Here is a 14,943-nt window from a genome sequence, read left to right on the forward strand (position 1 = left end):
ATATTGTGGATTCGCTGCTTCTAAATATCAGAGAATGGGATTGTCTTAACTGTAAAACTCACCACGATTGTGACAGTAACGCCGCACTCAACATAAGAAATGAAGGCATCAGAATAATACATTTTGGCGGAGGGAACCCCGTCTCTGCTGAGGGAGCCTGTTTAAGACCAGATAACCGCGACGGTGAAAGGGCATCGGGCTGAGAAATCAGAAGCTCACATTGTACCGCGGCGGTCAGTGTGAGTAGTTCACAAAGCCAACAGGAGACAAGAACAGTAGATGGGGAGTTGACCTCGACCCAATCCTCGCGCCGCACTCCTGATCGCCCTAGTTCAGCAGTTGAACCCGAGACAACACCGGAAGATAGTGATGGAAGTTCTCTATCAAATCCGAAGCTAAAGCTGCATGGCGTTCACTAGCTTGATGCAAACACCCAAAGTAGGGGTCGAGTCCCTGCAATTCAATTAAACTATAGATGTGATTCCATAGGACTTGATACCCAAAACTTAATAAGGCGTTGGTCGGATTTCCAGGAGGACGCTTAGAACGTTCGGTAAACACAAATTCTGAATTGCCAATACAGGTTCCAAAAGCCTTAAAATACGCAGCAGCACCCGCTCCTTCCAGCCCCATCAATCGTTCCCAAGTTTCAGACATTGCTACTTTGTCCATCAAATAGCCTAAACTATTAATTACTAAAGCCAGAGTTTCTGAAGGTTGGCGGCGGTGTTGGCGTTGCAAAATCGTTCGAGAATTCTTCAGTTTGGCTTGCACAATTTGACAGGCAACTAATAATTTATCCTTCACCGAAAGTTGTTGTTGATAGTGACTGAGATAGTGATAACCTTGTTTAACTGGGAGAATATGCCCGTAGCAGTATCCGGTTTTCGATAGATAGCCAATGGTAATATTACGCTTTAGACAAGCTTGAACAGCTTGGGTGCTAACTTGAGACTTTCCAAATATTAAAATCTGCTCAAGTAGAGGAAGCTGCACTTCAACTTCTACTGTCTGATTTCGCTTAATTTGTAAGGTTTCTTGAGCTTTGTAAACCGAACATCCTTGCTGAGAGACATACAAAGTCAGCATTAACTGCAATCTCCTTTGCGAATTGGATAATTGCCGAAGGGTTTGATATTCACTGTAGATGACCTTTGGTTGGATTGAATGTTACACTTTTATCCTCAAGCTCAATGATTAATGTTCCGTAATTTGTTTCCCAATTTAGAAAAATATTCTCGCAAATCTCAGTTTTTTAAAGCTATGAAAAATTAAAACTCAAATCTAATAAATAGTATGGTATAGTTTATAAATAAATCATCAAGACAAGATTTCTGCGATTAATTATATGACTAACTATAGCAAACCTAAATCATTCGTGAACAGAGTTCAGCGTAAAAGTTAAGTACAGCAAGGGAATCGAATTTTACAAATCAGATAGAATCGCTATATTTGTTGGGGTTAATTGGAAGCATAAACCTGGGGTTTCGGCAATATTATCGTTCCAATGACAAGCAAGAATTTCAGCCTATCCTGCATTTGGTGACAGCGACGCCGCGTTTTACCCCTATTGATATGGCAGTAAAATTCACAAATCGTTGCCATCCCTCAACAAAAATTGCATAACTTCTGCGTCGTTACAGATAGAGGAGAGTAAGCAGCAATGCAACTTAACTCAAACTGGAGAATTCTACGATGGTTCTAACACCCGATATATCTGGATTACGTTTAATTGGTGATGCTAGTTCTGAAAATGTGTTGATCACTTCAGAGCAAGCAGCAGATTTTCCGGAAGGCGTTTTTTTGCAGGAGGGAGATGACACCGTTACAGGTTCATTCTCTGATGACTTAATTTTTGGAAATCAAGGAGAAGACTTGATTTTTGGTAGTGAAGGAGATGACACGATATATGGAGGTGAAGGAAAAGACTTCTTAGGTAGTCTATCCGGTGATAGTGTTTTGTTGGGTAACTTAGATAATGATTTGCTCGTAGGAGGTGCGGGAAACGAACAACTTTTTGGGGGTCAAGGAAATGATCTAGTTGGAGGAGATGGAAACGGAAATGATACATTATCTGGAGACTTAGGGCGCGATTATATAGTTGGAAGAACAGAGAATTTTAGTAATACTAGCCGCCAGCTTTATTTACTTCAGGCTGAACCTAACATCTTCAATGTTAACAGTGCTGATATAATCGTCAATTTTTTAGTGGGAGTCGATCAATTTGGCTTAACTGGAGAATTAACTTCAAATAATATTGCTTTAGAAGAAATCCAAAATGTTCCGATTACATTCAACTTTGATGGAAATCAAGCTTTTGAAGATTTGGTTAATCTACTCGATCCAAGTTTAGATTCAGTTTTCTCTGGATTAAATCGTCCGGTATTTGGAACCTTAATTCGAGAGGCTTCTACAGGTACAATGATTGCAGTGGTTGAGAATGTAACTCCCGAACAAATTGAAGCTAGCTTTATTACAGTTTAATCCATTGTTAAACGTATCGCTCGAATCTATCAGACTCACTCTCTAAGCCAACAAACAAAACTTTAACTCCCTCATACTGGAAACTGGAGAGAGGCGATTGGGCGCAGTGACGCAGTGAGGCTCAAGCCCAATCGCATAGATTTCTTTCTCAAGTATTGCCACCACTGCCTCTTAAAATCTTGGAGCTTCTGCCCATGTGAAATACCCCTCAATCTGGATGCTGGAAGAAGGTTCAGAAAAGGCTGCACTTGGTGACACCGACCTTATATTTACGCCGTCAAGAAAGAAATGTGAGGCAAGGGAGTATTAACCTTTTTTATTATGCCTAATTCCGAAAACTGAACATTAAGCAAATCTCAGAATCATAAATTTAGGGCTAGCTACTGATAGTAAGTTATAGAACGTGAAATTCAAATCAGGAGAGAAGTACCTATGAACGAAGAAAACAAACGAATACTGTTATCAATTTTGTGTCATGGATCTATTTTTTTTAGTTGTTCTATTGTTTCTGTTGCCATTCCATTGGCTATTCTTTACATTTTCAAAGATCGGGTAGTCCGGGCTAATGCGAAGGAAGCTTTGAATTTTCATCTAACTGTTTTTATTTGGGTTATTATTGCTGGGATTTTTATTTTGAGTCTGATTATGTTGTATATCGGATTAACTCTTGTGCCTTTAATTGGTTTACTTGGACGTATTATGTTATATATAGGATTAATTCTTCTGCTTTTATTTAATTTGCGTATATTTATTATGCCAATTATTGGAATTGTTGCTGTTATGAATGAACCCAGTGTTCCTTATCGTTATCCGGGAATTTTTAGATTGATTAAATAGAATTTAATATCACGTTCGGATAACTGCGGTAACTGTTGTTCTGCGCGAATAAGGAATAGTTACCTTGAGGGATTCTAACGGAAACCCTTAATTGTTGAGGTTTTGGGTAATACGTTACTTGTAACAACCCGCAATTATAAATCGCTTAACCCACAATCATCGGGGTTTTGAGACTACATTTGGCAACACCTGTGCGAAACCTTTGCAATCGCTTCTCCTTTGAGTATCAATTCCAAGTTCTACCGTTAAGATTTGAATGCTACAGAAAATTATTGACAAACTACTTCAAGGCAATCAATCACATCATCTGCCAGAACCTCAATTGTATCCTGACTAACAGAGGGTTTTGATGCTATGAAATTAAGAAGCATCTTGTCGTTAAATGTTGCAGCAGCTACCGTAAAAACCTTCTCAAAAATACTGTTGGACAAAGCAAAGCTGATTTCTTCTATTTCCAAATTCCCATAAGTAGCAGGAATATTAACTCTACCTATATTAGTAACGGCAACTGTGATCGGAAATTGTTCATTTTTTTGAAGATAGTATTCAAGAATTGTTCTGAACATTATTAAAGGTTGAAACATCTGCTTTCTTTTTAGACCTAATTCAATATTTTGAGTAACATCTCTAGACAACTCCCAGAATGACATCTGAGGCTTGATTTGATGAAATGAAGTTATAAAGGAAGCTAAAATTCCCATGTATTTTTCACTAATAGGTGGTTTTAAACGTCTGCGTAAATCTACATAGGAATTACAGGAAACATTAATTTTTTTAGCTTTTTCTGTTTTAATTTTATGAGTAACTGCAAGTAACATAGCTGCACACAAAGCACCCTGTACTGTTGTATTTTCTTGCCGACAAAGTTGGATTAATTTTTGTGTTAGATGTTTTTCTAAGAATCGATGAGTCATGCCGGAACTGCGAAACTCTGGAGAAACAGTTTTTTCTAGGTTTAATTGTTTCGGTTGATGCAACAGCATTTTAAATTTAGATTTCAGCAAAAACCACTGACCCTTGATGACTCCTTTATTTCCCTGCATCGATTTGGGTAACAATTTTTGCAAGGGTGGAATGGAAGCTAAACAATCAACATCAATGGAATTTCCTAAAGCAATTGCTTGGTAATATTTTAAAATTTCTGCCTGTAAGTTTATAGATGATAAGCCGTCTGATATAGCGTGATGTATGGTTGTAATTAAATAGTAATCTGTTTCTGAGTTTTTGTAAAGAATACACCTAACCAAAACTTTACTACTATCAATAGTCTTGTTTAATTCTTCTTTAACAACATTTTGCCAATTTTCTTTTTGGCTCGGGTAAACTACAGACAAAGGAATTTTTTCGGTTTCGTCAGTTATAAATTTGAGATCGTTCGGCGTTTCAATAATTCGACAATTTAGTAAAGGATGAATCCTTTGAACTCCATCTAAAGCTTTCCTTAAGAATTCTTCACTAATTTTCCCTTTTATTCGGGCGATTGTGACTATATTAAAGGAACCATTATAACGATTTAATAATTCCATTGCCTGTTCGGTTGTTGAAAGCACCCTGTTATTATTCATAAAATTAATAATTTTTTCCCGTCTCTCCATTCAATAATTAGCATGAAAAAACGGAAATATTTAACGTTGATAAAAAACGTTACATCAACACATGAATCGTCCCCTTATTACACCATTTTCAAGAGGACAAAATTTTGTTGATCCGGTGATTATAACTAATTTATCGATAACGGGTGATTATTTATTCAATACTCTAATCAAAACCATAGCTTATCGGGAGTTGAGCATTTGGTTCAGTAATTCTACGAAGAAAATACTGATTTTTGATACTAATAAAATTCTCAAAGTTCCGTAATTCTCCCGTAGATATCTAAGGTTGTTCAGCTTATGGTTAAACCAGGAACAGAATTTACTTCTCTCATTCGAGTAACTAATCTCGGGCAACTCAAAGCATGATTAACTTTGCTTGTCGTGCTGATTTATGATTATTTTTCCCGTGAAACTCTAGTAGAAACGGGCAATATTACGAGACTCACCGATAATATCAATCAAGTTCACCACAGCATTGGCTAGAGCGGTCGGGAACACATCGCTTAATAAAGTGGAAAACCTAGATGCCACATCATCTTTGAGTGCGGCTGACAGGGCGTAAATTAAGAGGAAGTTTAAACCGGGAATTAAGTTTAATCGAAGCCCAAGATTAACCTTCACTGAATAACCTCATGGCTCAGTCGTTCGTGCAGCCCAACTGATTTGAACCGGAACGGGGTAATATTTCTTTGAGTTTCCTTTCCGAGTATGTCAGAACAAGAATATCGTCGTCGCCTTCAAGAAGCGCGAAACCGAGCAGTGCGACTGTATGACAGGTTGATACTGTATCCTGGATACCAAGCGGAATCCATTAGAGCGGGTGTGTTAGATGTTTTAGAAGATGCCATTCCTGAACTTGAAAATAACCCAAATCAGGATACAAACGGACTTCAGCTTATTTTTAGTCTCATTGAACTTTACGAGGGGATAACCGATGAATTATAAGGAACTATCACCACAACAATCTCTGGAAATGATGGAAAAACTTAAAACCGCTAATCGCCAGATGCACAGCTTCAAAGTTGAACGAGGTATGGATACAAGCAGAACCGATGCTGAGTATCAAAAAATCCTTAAACATATTACCGAACTCAAATCACAAGTTTAGCAATTAAATATTAACGCCAAATGACCGGAGTTGCATATCACTCTGGTTATTTTTTGTGATTGGTTTCAACAGGGTAAAATTCTGCTAACTGTAGTTATCGGTAGTAGTTCTTCTTTGCAAGCAACTACAACTAAAGTATCGTGATCAGATTGGCGATTGGCTCCGCCAGTGCCGCTACTGCGGCAATCGCAATGGTAATCTTTGGGAGGTGATTCGGAAGGAAAGGCAACGCCCTTGAATGGCATGATTATTATGGAGTCAAAGTTTTGTTTCAAGGCGTTGAATGATTAAAGATATCCCCTTTAAACTGAGGGGATTAAACACACTTATTTGAGAATTAATTATGAATCTAGAATTGTGTCACATATCTTCCCATATTGTGTGATCAATATAGTTTTCTGGATTGCAATCCCATGATTGATATTCATTGTTGAGCAGGATAATGAAAAGAGGGAATTCTTCAGTTTCCTCCTCTACTATTTGAGTTTGAGGAAAATATTTAAGAAAGTATACTTTATACCATACGGTAATTATATCGAAGTTTTCAAGTTCTTCCTTTTCGTACTTCTTTTTAGAAAATATATTTTCGACTAACAAGGCGCAATCTTCGTCAGTCATATCTTCTTCTTCTTGGTTAATATCTTCAGCATTTCTTAATTCAAAACCGTCTTTTAATTCCAGTCGGTGCATGAAGTAAATAGGGTCATTATCGTCTCTATCAGATTTCTTATATAAAGCTTTCATCTCCTCAATATCACCATTACTGGAAACAGGAAAAAACATCTCTTCAACATCCTTTCTGAAACTAGAATCAGCCCGAGATATTATTGCTTGATAACTCATTTGTGACCTCCAGTGAGTGAAATTTTTCTAAATACAGAATATATGATGTGTGTACATTTCAGCACACAAACTCATTTTTCACTCAAAATTTAGCATTTTTCTCCTGGTTTGTACAATTTAATTTGTCAAAACTGTCTTATTTTTATCAAAAAAATACGTTAAAATTTAGAAAAGGAGGGGGATAAAATTTCAAAAAACTGTAATCATCCCTGAAAAAATGGTATTAATTCCCATAGAAATCTCATCTTTTATCGACGGAGATAGCGTCAAATTTCTTAGAAATCATCAAATTATCACTAGCCGCGCTAGGTGGATAGATTGCCCTGAAATTGATACCGGATGGGGAATCAAAGCCAAGCAATTTGTTGAATCTCTAACGGAGAATAATGAATTATTGATTGAAGAATATGGGCCAGATAGGTACGATAGAATTGAAGCTGATTGGTTTATTGGTTCGAGAAAGCAAAATATTCAGGTCGAATTAATTTTACGCGGGCTGGCTTATTGCGTTCCTCCAAGCGTTCAATATAACCTCTCAAAAAGAAGTTCTGCACTTCTCTGTAAGTTGATAAAATCCCAAACAAAAGCCTTCCATGAAAAAGTGGGTATATGGAGCGATTCTAACTTTATTTTACCCAACAAACGAGGGATGTTTTAATATAAAATACCATAAAAAAATATCCCAAAATTATTCAGGATATAATAGTTTATTAACCTAGAAAACCATCTGATTTAATTTCTATTCTAGTCTAATCCCCAAGAATCCACCCACAAATCGTAAAGTTGCTGTGACATTTCAGGACTTTGAAAGAATGGTGGTAAATAGTTTTCATCTTTAATTCGCAACAAGAAATTAACCAGCATCTGCATACTGTATTGTCCTGATATTTGAACTTCTTCTAAATATTTACTGAGAATATTGTGAGCGCCTGGAATAATAACAGTGAGGATATTTTCCTCAATATTATTTCGCTTACCAATCTCCGCAGCTAGAGCATACAAGGCTTTCACTAAATAATAAGCCCACAAATCCTCATCACTTTCTCCTGCAAACTGTGCCGCAGTTTCATCAAATCCTGTAGCATAATTAAAGATAGCTAAAGCTTCTAAACCTGCCGTCCCAATCGCCTGACAGAAGGCATTTTTAAATTCCTCATTAGCAAGAGCGGTTGTCATATCAAACTTCTGTTTCTCTTGATTTAAGGTACTATCATCCTGCCCATCAAGATTAATATGATGCCAATACCAATTATATCCTCGCTGCCATTCCAAATTCCAAGATTCTAAGCTGTAAGTTTGGGGTACAGGTATATCTTGAGAATTGGGAAATCCCATCCGATTATGTCGATAGGAATTGATAGCTTTTGTTGCCATGCTTAACGGGTTTTTGAGTATAGAAACATGGGCTGGAAAAATAGAAATACCACTTAAGTTGCCAATACGTTCAATGCGATGAATCCTGATTTCAGTTGTCCCAGTCTTAGTTTCGGTATCAAATGCAATAAAACAAAGGTTTTTAGAGACAGGAATTTCAGTCGTTACTTTTCCGCTACTGAAACGAGTTGAAGTGACTTGATAGGTACAGAGTTCCCTTTTCCCTCCAAGTAAGAGTTCGTTACCATTCCAGATAAAGAAACCGTCATTTGTTAAATTGTTATCGCTGGAAATCAACTCCCAAGTAATTTTGTATTGTCCCGGTGTAACGGAATAGGCAATAATGCTTCCCTCAGTTGGGATTAATCCCTCAACTCCTTGTTGAATTATTGGGTCAGAAAATCCGATAAACTTATCTAAGCTGGAAGCTGCGCGAGAACCCGTCCCACTATTTGCATAGCCATAGGGTTCGTTATATCCGCCTGAACCGAATATTTCATGATTTTGGTTATCGTAAACTATTGGAACTGGGTAAGGTAAATCTTTGATTCGTGAAAGTTCTTTAACGTGAGCGATAGTTGTCCGTGTTTTAGACGTTTCGTCAACTAAAATAATCGCTAGATACCCGTAGGGAACTTCTACCTCAGCGGTCATTAAAGGAATCATTTCATAAAATCCTGTATTTTTTCCAATGATAAATTTGGTATCAGCAATTGCAATAACATCTCGTTGATTCCAGGCAAAAAGAATGTCCTTTGATTCGGGTTCGCGTTCCTGACTTTCTAACCAAACCCCAATTTTATACATCCCAGGCTGAAGATTTTTATACTCGGCAAAAGAACCCTCCTGCCCCGGTAGTTCTTCTTCAGTTAATCCCAGATTTCTGCGAATTCCTGAGATTGCCCTTGCGCCCGTTCCCGTCGATAAATTGAGTTCGTGAACTGCAAAAGCAGCACCATAAGTTACATTCGCGGATGAAATTTCGTTTTCCATTTTTGTCAATCGAAGGCAAGTAAACATCGTATATTTTATCATAAAAAAAATCCCGGAACTTATCCGAGACTTTATAAATTTTCTAGTTAATTTTATTGAATTCAAAATTGAGGAAATTGCCGAACTTTTAATGAATTAGGAAATTCTTCAATATTTCCTTTCTTGGAATGTTTGAATTTGGTTTTGTGTTTAAAAGCTTCGTTCGAGTGAATAAAATTGCTACCCAATTGTTTGACAAATACAGGAATTGTCAACGCTTTGCAATCTTGCACGACTCTGAGAATCCAATCATAATAACAAGGTCTGGCTTTACTCCCAGACTCTCCGCCAACAATGACCCAATCAACGAAATCATTGAGATATATTTGCTGTTCATTATCAATCAATTCATCAATCTCAACAGGAATAGAACTCAATAATTCAAGAGGCTCTAGTAATGGCTCACAAGAAAGGAATTTAACCTTTGCTGGAATTTGATACAGCAGCGGAATTCGTTCATTAGCTCTGGCTTGATTTTCCACACTTACGCCAATCCAAATATTGGGGAGTGGAGTTTGTGACTTGAAAGTAACCGCCACATTTTCTCCTAAAGCAAACCATCTTAGCCCTATATTTGGCAGATGATCGTTAAAGTAGAAAACAGCTCGGTCTGGGCGTTTGGTGAGAACTTGAAAAGTATGATGTTTGCAATGACACATGATTGCCATTATTTTATCTATCCATTCAAAGTTTACGTCCTCATGAAATAAATCACCCATCGAGCAGACAAATATTTTCTTTGGAGTTTTCCAAGATAAAGGCTTATACAATTGACTTTCTACAAATTCGACTGTTCCATCCCAATCCGATACTTTTTGATATTGTTCAAACTTTTGAAGTCGGGGAGCTTTTGCGAGTGATTCTGCATAGCAGTTAACACAACCTTCACTGATTTTAGAGCAACCGACAATAGGATTCCAGGTTTCGTTAGTCCACTGAATTTTACTCATTATTATTCTTGAAATAAACAACCAACTAAAAATAGAAGTGGTAGTTAGAAAAAAAGCCAGGGATTTCCCCTGACTCTTATCTATACGAAAACTACGCTTTAGACTTCATTGCTTTGTTATTCTTCGCAGGTAGAAGTTGAACATCTTCCGGCATAGCCAAAGTTGCCATTGAATTTGCATGATTTTCTTCTAGGCGTGGGTCAGTGCAGTATCCCAGTCCCTTATTTTGGGCATTATAGATTTCCTTTGCTGCCTGAAGTGCCGCTAACTCAAACGCCCGCTCTGGGTTTGGTTCCCGATAGGTTGTTTGAATGAAGAAATACGGGCCATAACTTCCTTCGGTTAATGTCATTTCAAACCGAAAGATTTTTGTGAAATAGACTTCCGCTGCCTTTGCAATCGCATACTCGTTTGCATCTCCTTTCATTCCTTCGGCTACCCATTGGTTGAATGCCTCCCGTGAGAATACTTCAATCAATCCTGCCATCTTGTCCTTACTCTGACGGTGAATTAGGAAAGTAGACAGTTCAGAACACTTTTCGTTAAAAGCATCCTTCATTTCTCCTGCAACCGGAATTCCCCAAATTTCCGTGAAATCTTCATTGATATAATTGGGTTCAAATGTTAGAGTTTTCTGACTGACCCAGCATAGAGCCATTTCAACAAAATTACCACGAGTTAAGCCTGCCTTTTCAGCCTGTGAACAGGTTAATTTCTTCGTGTCGCCCGTGACGAATAAACCCCATTCACGACTACAATTTGCCCGATATCGAGCAGGCAATTCAGGAATGCGAAACGCAAATTCATCAGTGGTGATAATGTTCATATTTCTCCTTATTTTTCAGTTTCAGTTTTGGTTTCAGTTTTGGTTTCAGTTTTGGTTTGAACTTCAAAAAACCAACAAATAAAAGCGGTAGTAAAAAAAATAGCAAGCAAGCTGCAACGCTCACTTACTATTATTACTTTTAAGGGTTATTACTTTTTGAAATGTACCACTAACTTAGGCACTATATAAGCAGACTCAGCAATAATTCGTTGATAACGAGCTTCCATTGCAGCCATATTTTTACTTTGAGTTAGCTTCTCCTTTTGTTCTTCTAGCTGACTAATCTGGTTTTCCAGTTCACTAATTTGTTCATCAAGCTTTCGTAACTTCAATGAATTTTTCTTCATCAGAGAGACTTCCTCAGACCGAATATTTTCCTCCAATCTTGCCAACTCTACTGAATCCTTTACATTTGGATACTTTTGACGGAAACATAACACAACCTTTGCTACGCTATCTTGATAGACGATATTGTTCTTGCTATGCTCTTGGTTGTATTGTTGAATGGTGAGAGCTTCAGAAATCGCTTCAAGTTCAGCAGATTCTAACTGTTGATTAAATTCATTCATTTTAGCTTTGAGTTGAACAAACTTACGAATAGCTTGGTCAGTTTCAGTTTCAGGAAGAACATCAGATTGAAGTTCAGATTTAATTGAGTTAATTTCAGACTTTTTAGGAATCATGGACTTTACAAGTGTGTGAATTACTTACCGAGAAAAAACCAGGAATAAATAGATAATTTCTCTATCTAATCCTGGTATAATTAACGAGGCTGTTTGAACATTTACTGTGCGCGTTTCTCAGAACTTGCTATTAGCGATATAGTGGCAGGTTCTTTTTGTTGAGAAATAACTTCGACTTGCACAAAATCACTATCATCTTCTTCACATTCAAAAACAGGTTCAGGAAGGTGTGTATAGAAATCGCTGATATTATGATTCTGCACCCACCACTCAGGTTCGTCGTTAATGCTCTCAACGATGGTATTCAGCCATTTTGTTAGAGCTTGTTTCACTTCACTAGCGCTCATCAAGCCGCAGTTGTTAGAGTTCAATAACTGCAAACGTTCTACAATCAAATCCAAGTCAAACTTTTCAATTTTCATCTGAGTTAACTTCCAAAAAACAACTAATCCAAAAAAGCGGTAGCAATCAAGGATAAAAAACAACTAATCCATGAAAGCGGTAGCAGCCTGAAGCTTAACGGGAGCAATTAGAATTGCATTCCCTTCGGTAGTTAAGAAATAACTTCCCGGCTTAAACACATTTCTTACATCATTAATTCGTAAATGTTGCCAGGTAATTGCCCCGCAAGAATAGGTTTGCCAAAGTCCTGATTGCCAAATAAATTCGCAGAGATAATAGCTATATTTTGGGTCTAAACATTTAGGAGTTAACATCCCAAAACAGCCTTCTCTTGCGAACTTCGCTCTCGACGGAAACCGCCAAGTCGCGAGTTCGCGCTTCTTATATTCCTGAATTGGTCTGCCCAATTGTTCTCGACTTCCCTTGCTAATTAACCAAAAGTCCGCTGCTAGAAACGCCGAATGGATTTTCCAAAAATACTCGTGGCGACTAAAATGGGGTTGATATTCAGTTTCCATTTCCCTAACATCAGCAATAAAGAACTGAGGTTAAGAAGCGGTAGATAAGAATAAAAAAACCCTATCTCGAAAGATAAGGTTTGGAGAGTGCATCACTTATTTCGATACCATTCGCTATATCTGACAATAAGTTCGCATACTTCTCGGTCAAAGCGGCTGTAATACCAAAGCGTTACGTTTAAATCGTAAGCCAGAGGATCTTTTTCATTGGGATTATTAATTTCTTCCCACATCTTTTGGCGTATTTCAGCAATAGTTTTGCCAGTAGGATAACTCGTCCGAATATTGGACAAACAGGTTTTATTTCTCCAATAGTTTCCAACAAACTTGTTGAGCTTTAAAACTTGACTGCGTGTCTTTAGTCAATACTTTGCCATCTGGGAAAAACAACAGACCTTCGCGAGTATTTGAACCGTAGGGAAACTGAGAAATGTGCTTAATTTTCATGTCTTTCAGTTTAAAATCAGTATTTTTTAGCGATAGCTACCCGAGAGTATAGAAAATAAAACCCCGTCTGTTGACGAGGCTTTTAGAAATATCAGTCCGAATTTGAAAAGCAATAGCAACGTTAGACTTGAGAATAATAACGGCGAGTTCTACGTTTCTTATAAAGAGTAACTAACTGTGAACGAATCAATTCCTTTTCTTCCAAGATATAAAGTTTGGCTTTGACCGCACCCCCATCTGGAAACTCCTCATAAATCTCCGCAATTTCGTCGAGGATTTCTGTTAAGTTCATCCCCGGTTTTGACTTAATTAAGGTTAGTAGCTTGAATTGCTGTTCTGTGAGTTTTAGAAATTGATTCATAAGTCAAATTTCAATTGATAATGTTTGGGTTCAAAGGAGATTTGCTGAGTTAGAGGATTGAAGATAATTAAAGGTAATTTTGCTTTGCGTGCCATTTGAACTGTTAGAAAAGTTCCGCCCGTTGTTGAACCATCCCAAACCGCCAGTCCAAGTTGGGAATTTTTAACCAGAAATTGATTTCGAGCTTGCATAACTCCCCGTTTATATTGGGGGTAAAGAACTTTAACTTCCTCAGCTTTTGTAAGGAGAATTAGATAATGAAGTTGGTTCGCTCTCGGCCAGAGTGCGGATTGGTCTTGACAAGGAATAATAGCTTTCCAAGTTAGCTGGCGAGCTACCCAAACCTCGGCTGCAAGTTGGTCGGTTCCCAATGCCATGCCAGTGAGAAAAGTAGTACAGCCTCTCTCGATAGCAAAGTTAGTTAATTGTTCAAGACCCTGGTGAACAAGAGGGGAATTTATCCTTCGATGTCCCGTAATAAATGCTGTTTTCATTTAAACTGATAAACTATAAAGCAAGACAAGGAAGCGGTAGAAAATAAAAAAACCTCCCCGGTTGGGAAGGCTTGAGAACTCAACGGTTATTCGTCGAAGTAAATTCGTTTTATATCCGTTTTCCAATCAGACCAACGCCACCAAATAGTCAGGTTAATTGGCTTGATATGAATCAAGTTCCATCCCAGAAAGCGATGCTGATTTAGGGCTATGTACCGGGTAAAAAACAAGTAGAAGTGTTTCATAATTTTGAAGAAAAAACCAATAAGATTAGCTGGTAAGTTTATGAAAATCCGAATAAAAAAAACTTCCCGGTTGGGAAGCTTCTAATGAATCAGGCTATCTAAATCAAACTCCGATAACCTTTCTGTTCGTTCAACTGCCAAAATACCAAACTAAACCGTTCTGCTGATTTAATTTGTTTAACTCCATGAAGGACTTTACAGTTAAACTGAAGGATATCGCCATCTTTCAAAAGATAATCGGTTGGGTTCGGTTCGCCATAACTAAACACAGCTTCGCCTAAGTTTACAGATATTGCTTTAGGTTTTGCATAGGTATGGTCTCGATGTAAGTTGATTCTTCCATCACTAATCTTACCGTTATCAAAGTTGCCTCCAAAAGTCAACAAACCGATATTACAATCTGGATAAACTCGTTGACTAAAGTTCCAGATTCTCTCGTCAAAATAACTTTTGGTCAGCTTGCCGTTTCTGAAGTATACCTCATGGAAAAGCCACAACCGATAACGGCCCTTCGCATAGTTACTGACATCAGCAACCAGTTTATGTTTCATGCTCCGACACCAATCTCTCAGGGCGTTACTATTTTGAACTTGATTGATTCGCTTGAAGTCAGTCGGAAATCCTAACTTATGGGTCATGGCAGATTACCTCAAAATATCATTCCTTTTCTGCGGTAGCTCCCCAAAAAATAAGCTTCCAGTTCCCCGGAAGCTTACTTTAAATTCCCACAAGTATCTTTTGTAA

19 protein-coding genes and 1 pseudogene are annotated in these 14,943 nt (G+C 37.7%); 5 read left to right on the forward strand and 15 right to left on the reverse strand.

Annotated features, from left to right (window positions below; all coding sequences use genetic code 11):
- Positions 1-372 precede the first annotated feature (372 nt).
- Positions 373-1,089, reverse strand: a pseudogene (gene cas1, locus M595_RS25345) (CRISPR-associated endonuclease Cas1); the annotation flags it as partial.
- Between the two features lie 606 nt (positions 1,090-1,695).
- Here cas1 and M595_RS25350 point away from each other — a divergent pair.
- Both M595_RS25350 and M595_RS25355 read left to right on the forward strand, forming a co-directional pair.
- Entirely contained in the window at positions 1,696-2,484 is a 789-nt protein-coding gene (locus M595_RS25350; RefSeq protein ID WP_023069439.1) for a calcium-binding protein, read from the forward strand.
- Between the two features lie 432 nt (positions 2,485-2,916).
- Positions 2,917-3,321, forward strand: a complete 405-nt coding sequence (locus tag M595_RS25355; RefSeq protein ID WP_023069434.1) for a DUF4870 domain-containing protein — start codon at positions 2,917-2,919, stop codon at positions 3,319-3,321.
- A gap of 269 nt (positions 3,322-3,590) precedes the next feature.
- Here the strand turns inward: M595_RS25355 and M595_RS25360 are convergent, their stop codons facing one another.
- Positions 3,591-4,886, reverse strand: a complete 1,296-nt coding sequence (locus M595_RS25360) for a phthiocerol/phthiodiolone dimycocerosyl transferase family protein (RefSeq protein ID WP_161809832.1) — start codon at positions 4,884-4,886, stop codon at positions 3,591-3,593.
- 444 nt (positions 4,887-5,330) lie between these two features.
- Positions 5,331-5,537, reverse strand: a complete 207-nt coding sequence (locus tag M595_RS31620; protein WP_023069432.1) for a hypothetical protein — start codon at positions 5,535-5,537, stop codon at positions 5,331-5,333.
- An 87-nt stretch (positions 5,538-5,624) separates the two neighbouring features.
- Between M595_RS31620 and M595_RS25370 the strand changes: the two genes are divergently transcribed.
- Both M595_RS25370 and M595_RS31310 read left to right on the forward strand, forming a co-directional pair.
- Positions 5,625-5,861 (forward strand): hypothetical protein, encoded by a 237-nt coding sequence (locus M595_RS25370; protein ID WP_023069424.1) that lies wholly within the window; start codon positions 5,625-5,627, stop codon positions 5,859-5,861.
- A complete protein-coding gene (locus M595_RS31310) occupies positions 5,851-6,024 on the forward strand; it encodes a hypothetical protein (protein ID WP_161809833.1) in 174 nt (57 codons plus the stop codon). Before M595_RS25370 ends, M595_RS31310 begins: the two co-directional genes overlap by 11 nt.
- 360 nt (positions 6,025-6,384) lie before the next feature.
- Here the strand turns inward: M595_RS31310 and M595_RS25375 are convergent, their stop codons facing one another.
- A complete protein-coding gene (locus M595_RS25375) occupies positions 6,385-6,867 on the reverse strand; it encodes a hypothetical protein (RefSeq protein ID WP_023069441.1) in 483 nt (160 codons plus the stop codon).
- 217 nt (positions 6,868-7,084) lie between these two features.
- Between M595_RS25375 and M595_RS25380 the strand changes: the two genes are divergently transcribed.
- Positions 7,085-7,525, forward strand: a complete 441-nt coding sequence (locus M595_RS25380) for a thermonuclease family protein (protein ID WP_023069435.1) — start codon at positions 7,085-7,087, stop codon at positions 7,523-7,525.
- A gap of 86 nt (positions 7,526-7,611) precedes the next feature.
- Here M595_RS25380 and M595_RS25385 read toward each other — a convergent pair whose 3' ends face one another.
- The 11 genes from M595_RS25385 to M595_RS25425 all read right to left on the reverse strand — a co-directional run bounded on the left by M595_RS25385 (position 7,612) and on the right by M595_RS25425 (position 14,837).
- Positions 7,612-9,234 carry a hypothetical protein gene (locus M595_RS25385; RefSeq protein WP_023069430.1) on the reverse strand — a complete coding sequence of 541 codons (1,623 nt, stop codon included), beginning with the start codon at positions 9,232-9,234 and terminating at the stop codon, positions 7,612-7,614.
- A gap of 101 nt (positions 9,235-9,335) precedes the next feature.
- Positions 9,336-10,244 carry a DUF5131 family protein gene (locus M595_RS25390; RefSeq protein WP_203419145.1) on the reverse strand — a complete coding sequence of 303 codons (909 nt, stop codon included), beginning with the start codon at positions 10,242-10,244 and terminating at the stop codon, positions 9,336-9,338.
- Positions 10,245-10,314: 70 nt separating this feature from the next.
- Positions 10,315-11,049, reverse strand: coding sequence for a hypothetical protein (locus tag M595_RS25395; RefSeq protein ID WP_023069422.1), 735 nt, complete (start codon positions 11,047-11,049; stop codon positions 10,315-10,317).
- A gap of 149 nt (positions 11,050-11,198) precedes the next feature.
- On the reverse strand, positions 11,199-11,732 hold the full coding sequence (locus tag M595_RS25400) for a hypothetical protein (RefSeq protein WP_023069423.1): 534 nt from the start codon (positions 11,730-11,732) through the stop codon (positions 11,199-11,201).
- A 101-nt stretch (positions 11,733-11,833) separates the two neighbouring features.
- On the reverse strand, positions 11,834-12,154 hold the full coding sequence (locus M595_RS25405; RefSeq protein WP_023069436.1) for a hypothetical protein: 321 nt from the start codon (positions 12,152-12,154) through the stop codon (positions 11,834-11,836).
- Between the two features lie 63 nt (positions 12,155-12,217).
- On the reverse strand, positions 12,218-12,652 hold the full coding sequence (locus tag M595_RS25410; RefSeq protein WP_023069431.1) for a hypothetical protein: 435 nt from the start codon (positions 12,650-12,652) through the stop codon (positions 12,218-12,220).
- Between the two features lie 300 nt (positions 12,653-12,952).
- Complete coding sequence (locus M595_RS31315) at positions 12,953-13,099, reverse strand: hypothetical protein (RefSeq protein ID WP_023069427.1); 147 nt, start codon at positions 13,097-13,099, stop codon at positions 12,953-12,955.
- Positions 13,100-13,220: 121 nt separating this feature from the next.
- Positions 13,221-13,460 (reverse strand): hypothetical protein, encoded by a 240-nt coding sequence (locus M595_RS25415; protein WP_023069425.1) that lies wholly within the window; start codon positions 13,458-13,460, stop codon positions 13,221-13,223.
- Positions 13,457-13,954: an SLOG family protein gene (locus M595_RS25420; protein ID WP_023069428.1), complete on the reverse strand. Its 498-nt coding sequence runs from the start codon at positions 13,952-13,954 to the stop codon at positions 13,457-13,459. The genes M595_RS25415 and M595_RS25420 overlap by 4 nt, the downstream gene beginning before the upstream one ends.
- Before the next feature lie 86 nt (positions 13,955-14,040).
- The gene (locus tag M595_RS31320; protein WP_161809803.1) at positions 14,041-14,199 is read right to left on the reverse strand and encodes a hypothetical protein; all 159 of its coding nucleotides are present in this window, start codon (positions 14,197-14,199) and stop codon (positions 14,041-14,043) included.
- A 98-nt stretch (positions 14,200-14,297) separates the two neighbouring features.
- Positions 14,298-14,837 (reverse strand): hypothetical protein, encoded by a 540-nt coding sequence (locus tag M595_RS25425; RefSeq protein WP_023065096.1) that lies wholly within the window; start codon positions 14,835-14,837, stop codon positions 14,298-14,300.
- Positions 14,838-14,943 lie beyond the last annotated feature (106 nt).

Source organism: Lyngbya aestuarii BL J, from assembly GCF_000478195.2.
Taxonomy (GTDB): Bacteria; Cyanobacteriota; Cyanobacteriia; order Cyanobacteriales; family Microcoleaceae; genus Capilliphycus; species Capilliphycus aestuarii.

What these genes read in the sequence shown, in the direction of transcription:
- M595_RS25415 (WP_023069425.1), bottom strand. Translation starts at nt 13,460, where the DNA reads ATGAATCAATTTCTAAAACTCACAGAACAGCAATTCAAGCTACTAACC.
- M595_RS25370 (WP_023069424.1), top strand. Translation starts at nt 5,625, where the DNA reads ATGTCAGAACAAGAATATCGTCGTCGCCTTCAAGAAGCGCGAAACCGA.
- M595_RS31315 (WP_023069427.1), bottom strand. Translation starts at nt 13,099, where the DNA reads ATGAAAATTAAGCACATTTCTCAGTTTCCCTACGGTTCAAATACTCGC.
- M595_RS25395 (WP_023069422.1), bottom strand. Translation starts at nt 11,049, where the DNA reads ATGAACATTATCACCACTGATGAATTTGCGTTTCGCATTCCTGAATTG.
- M595_RS25375 (WP_023069441.1), bottom strand. Translation starts at nt 6,867, where the DNA reads ATGAGTTATCAAGCAATAATATCTCGGGCTGATTCTAGTTTCAGAAAG.
- M595_RS25360 (WP_161809832.1), bottom strand. Translation starts at nt 4,886, where the DNA reads ATGAATAATAACAGGGTGCTTTCAACAACCGAACAGGCAATGGAATTA.
- M595_RS25380 (WP_023069435.1), top strand. Translation starts at nt 7,085, where the DNA reads ATGGTATTAATTCCCATAGAAATCTCATCTTTTATCGACGGAGATAGC.
- M595_RS25420 (WP_023069428.1), bottom strand. Translation starts at nt 13,954, where the DNA reads ATGAAAACAGCATTTATTACGGGACATCGAAGGATAAATTCCCCTCTT.
- M595_RS25400 (WP_023069423.1), bottom strand. Translation starts at nt 11,732, where the DNA reads ATGATTCCTAAAAAGTCTGAAATTAACTCAATTAAATCTGAACTTCAA.
- M595_RS25410 (WP_023069431.1), bottom strand. Translation starts at nt 12,652, where the DNA reads ATGGAAACTGAATATCAACCCCATTTTAGTCGCCACGAGTATTTTTGG.
- M595_RS25355 (WP_023069434.1), top strand. Translation starts at nt 2,917, where the DNA reads ATGAACGAAGAAAACAAACGAATACTGTTATCAATTTTGTGTCATGGA.
- M595_RS25350 (WP_023069439.1), top strand. Translation starts at nt 1,696, where the DNA reads ATGGTTCTAACACCCGATATATCTGGATTACGTTTAATTGGTGATGCT.
- M595_RS25425 (WP_023065096.1), bottom strand. Translation starts at nt 14,837, where the DNA reads ATGACCCATAAGTTAGGATTTCCGACTGACTTCAAGCGAATCAATCAA.
- M595_RS31310 (WP_161809833.1), top strand. Translation starts at nt 5,851, where the DNA reads ATGAATTATAAGGAACTATCACCACAACAATCTCTGGAAATGATGGAA.
- M595_RS25405 (WP_023069436.1), bottom strand. Translation starts at nt 12,154, where the DNA reads ATGAAAATTGAAAAGTTTGACTTGGATTTGATTGTAGAACGTTTGCAG.
- M595_RS25385 (WP_023069430.1), bottom strand. Translation starts at nt 9,234, where the DNA reads ATGGAAAACGAAATTTCATCCGCGAATGTAACTTATGGTGCTGCTTTT.
- M595_RS31320 (WP_161809803.1), bottom strand. Translation starts at nt 14,199, where the DNA reads ATGAAACACTTCTACTTGTTTTTTACCCGGTACATAGCCCTAAATCAG.